The sequence below is a fragment of the Rothia sp. HSID18069 genome, assembly GCF_003989155.1.
Classification (GTDB): Bacteria; Actinomycetota; Actinomycetes; order Actinomycetales; family Micrococcaceae; genus Rothia; species Rothia aeria.
Window position 1 is genome coordinate 1 of record NZ_RBMG01000014.1, and the last position, 2,597, is coordinate 2,597.

At 58.2% G+C, this 2,597-nt stretch carries 2 protein-coding genes; both read right to left on the minus strand.

Annotated features, from left to right (window positions below; translation table 11 throughout):
- Positions 1-749, minus strand: a 749-nt coding sequence (locus D8M41_RS11360) for an SCO6880 family protein (RefSeq protein WP_342343142.1), incomplete at its 3' end; no start/stop codon positions are given.
- A complete protein-coding gene (locus D8M41_RS11365; RefSeq protein WP_126927068.1) occupies positions 736-2,433 on the minus strand; it encodes a hypothetical protein in 1,698 nt (565 codons plus the stop codon). The genes D8M41_RS11365 and D8M41_RS11360, both read right to left, overlap by 14 nt.
- Positions 2,434-2,597 lie beyond the last annotated feature (164 nt).

A 2,597-nucleotide genomic window follows, 5' to 3' on the forward strand; every position in this document is an offset into this window, starting at 1 on the left:
CGAGGAGCCGCTGAAAACACCAGGCTTACCCACACCTGATGCTGCGTCACCCCCGCCGGGTACGTCACAGCCGCTTCTTGTAACATCTGCTGCGCCACAGGGCTAGCATCCGGTGAAAGCGTCGCTTCAATCTCTTTCTGCAACCGCGCCCCCGAGCCCTGCGACACCTCAGAAGTCACCACAGCCCCAATCAGACCGACCTCACGCCCTAACCCAGCGAGGAACCCACCCCAATTAGCGACCCACTGATCAATATCCTGTTGATCCACCAGCGCCGCCCCGTCCGGCTCGACCGCGAACGTGACCGAATACGTCCCCACCGCAGGCATATGCACCAGCGTGAACGCAGTTCCCATCGAATCCGTCCCCTGATACGGGGTCACCGATGAAGCCACCCCCGGCAGCTTAAACGTGCCTTCTTTCGTGAAACCCAGCGGCCCAGACCGGTACTTATTCCGCTTGAAAAGACGCGAAAACATAAAAATAACCCTTTCAGCCAGCTTCTCTAACGAGGAATACCCATGCTTATCCTTAATGGACAACGCCGCTAACACCGCCAGGCACACCAGGGCCGTCACAAGCCCTTGAACCATCCCGACCAGCTTTAACACAAAAATCGTGATGAAAATGCTGATGAACACCATCACCGAGGTCAGCCCCGATAACCGCCCTAACCCAGCACGAATCGGTAACCGCCAATTCCCATACGTCGGCTCGACATACTCCGGAGATTTACTATTTGCTGCCACTAGGACCTTCTCCCATCTGAAGCTTCTGCGTCTGCGGCTCAGGTTCCGGCCCAGAGCCCTGCGTCGTATGATTCGTGGTATGCCCACCAGAACCAGTAGGCTGTGCCCCACTCTGTGTTTCTGACGATCCACCCGCAGCAGCAGCAGGAGGTGGCTGCTGCTGTTGGCCCCCACTTGGCCCACCGTCACCGGCACCGCTGTTTCCTGTACCAGACGGCGGCGGCCCACCCCGGTTCTGCCCCTCAGACACGGCCCCCGTCGAAGACCCTGAATCACTCTGCCCATTCTGCCCAGCAGACGGCGTATCCTGCCCACCAGAAGAAGAAGGTGAACTATGATTCTCAGGCTCCGGCCCAGACGACGCCCCACCCCCAGAGGACCCGCCACCAGTGACAGACGATGACACCGAATCAGGTGCACTTTCTCCCGCAGCCTGATGCACCGCAGCAGATGTTGCCTGCCCCACCTTCTGCGCAGCACCCGCAGCCGCTTGAGCACCAGCAGCCACCGCTAGACCAACCGGCCCACCAGCAGCCCCAGCAGCCGCTGACCCGCCACCAGCGGAGGCACCCCCGGCAGCAGCCGATGAAGCTCCCCCGCCGCCACCGGCAGCAGTAGTGGCCGCGCTACTTTCACCAGCAGACGCAGAAGCACTCTTCGCATTCGCCGCACCAGTAGCACCAGAATCACCACCAGAGGACGAGGAACTATCTCCACCGCTAGAGGACTTACCACCAATATTCATGCCCCCATTAATCGCTCCCGAGGCAACCGCGCCACCAGCTGCGCCAGCGAACATCGCCCCGGCACCAGAAGCCGCTCCTACCGCAGGAGTCACCAGCCGCATAATCGCGGGCAACGCCACCAACCCAGCGACCATCAGCACAATACCCGCCGTGAAATACACAATCTGCTGCCCCACATCACCATCTTTTTTCCCAAAAGAATCCAGAATCCGAAACGCAGCCGCGTAAATCGTTGACGCCACCGGCTTATACACAATAAACGCGATCAGCCACGCCGTATGCTTTTGCGACCACTGCCGACCCCAAGAAGTATTCGTCGCAGAGTACGCTAACGGCAACGTCCCGGCCAGCACCAGCGCCAACGCACCCCGCACAATCAGCATCCCGATCTGCACAAATGACACAAGAATCGCGATAATACCGATCACGATCACGAACATGATGATCCCGCTTGACGGGTTAGCCACCCCAATAGAGAGCAGCAGCATCAACGAATCCCCGAAACCACCATGCGGGGTAGACTTTTCAATCACCCACTTGGAATACCCATCGCCTGTCTGCAACAGCAGCACACACGCCGCTAACCCAGCACCCGAGGCAAACGTAAACTTCAGCAGCGCCACCACCAATTCCCACAATGGTTGACCCCGCCGTTGCCAAATCATTTGCCCTGCCCCATACAGCACAGCAAATACAAGGAACACCCCGGTAAACCAGCCCGTCGAACTCCATAAAAACCCAACAACATCCGAAGGCTGACCCGCAGCAGTCCCTAAATTAATCGAGGGAGTATCCACCCAGAACGTACCCAGCGCTTTGCCAATCTCCCCGAGCGTACTCGAAATATTTTTATACGCGGCATCAAAAAATTTCTCCGACGCTACACACCCGGCATCCCCGAAACCGCAATGGAAATTGACGTCCCCTTCTTCAGCCATGTCCTAAGCCCTCCACCGAATAAACTGTGACGGGTCCGTCACCCGGGAAATACTACTGCGCGCATCCGCAGGAACATGCAACCGCCAGTCCCCGTTTTCCCACACCATGACCATATCCATACTCCGCCACTCACCAGAGGAGGTTTGAATCATCACCCGAATCG